The 845-nt window shown below is 66.7% G+C and carries 1 protein-coding gene; it reads left to right on the forward strand.

All coding sequences use genetic code 11. The features are described from left to right. Window positions 1–213 precede the first annotated feature (213 nt). Window positions 214–456, forward strand: coding sequence for a hypothetical protein (locus tag ACYQ2W_RS26435; RefSeq protein ID WP_459874085.1), 243 nt, complete (start codon window positions 214–216; stop codon window positions 454–456). Window positions 457–845 lie beyond the last annotated feature (389 nt).

The following is an 845-nucleotide window of genomic DNA, read 5'->3' on the forward strand; positions in this document are numbered from 1 at the left end:
GAAGAAGAGTTGCGTGAAGGTCGGTGCCTCCGGTCTTACCGGGAATGGCTCGGAGAGATAGCGCCCGGTCACGGCTTTGGCAAGGGTGAAATGAACGGCGCTATCGCGCCGCCCTTGCCAAAGCCGTGCCCGGACGCTGCGCGGTCGCCATGCCCGGCAAGCCCTCAATGGGCTTGGCGAGCAAGCCGCACTGTCAACCGAGGAGAAGACACCATGAACGAACTGCATTGGCCTATCGGAAAGATCATCGAGGTCGCCCGCGAGCTGCGCGAGACCGGCGGCGCGCCGGCCAGCACCGGCGAGCGCATCGCCGCTGCATTCGTACTCAACCGCCCCGAGTACCTGCCCGTGGCCTACCCGGATCTGGTCGAGGCGTGGGACCGCCTGGGCGGCCAATGGCAGGACCACGTCCGCTGCATCAAGCGCGATTACATGCACCTCGTCGAGGCCGAATAACTCCCTCTCCATGCGGGGGCGCTGCCGCGCCCCCGCGCCCCGGCCGACCCCAGCCGACAAAGCACCCGCAATCGGCGCCTGAGCGGAAGATGAAGCCCCGTTCCGAACGGCCTACAATGCGCTGATGGCCTGCAAGGAATCCCACCCCCGATGGGTGTAGCACTCGCCCATCTCCCCCTCTCTCCGGCGCCTACCGCCCGCAGGCGCCGCCGTGCGCGCGCACTGGCACGACCGATCCCCTCTCTGCCGAACCCCCTCTCCGTAAGCCGAAAACCGCCTCTAGGCGAAAATTGGACCCGGCCGGCCCTCGTCTGGGAAAATTCGCTGCTAAGCGCTGGAAGGCACTGGGAAAAATCGAGAGCGAGGCGTGGGCTCGCGTCGGGGCAAAC

Source organism: Endothiovibrio diazotrophicus (assembly GCF_054657215.1).

What these genes read in the sequence shown, in the direction of transcription:
- ACYQ2W_RS26435 (WP_459874085.1), top strand. Translation starts at nt 214, where the DNA reads ATGAACGAACTGCATTGGCCTATCGGAAAGATCATCGAGGTCGCCCGC.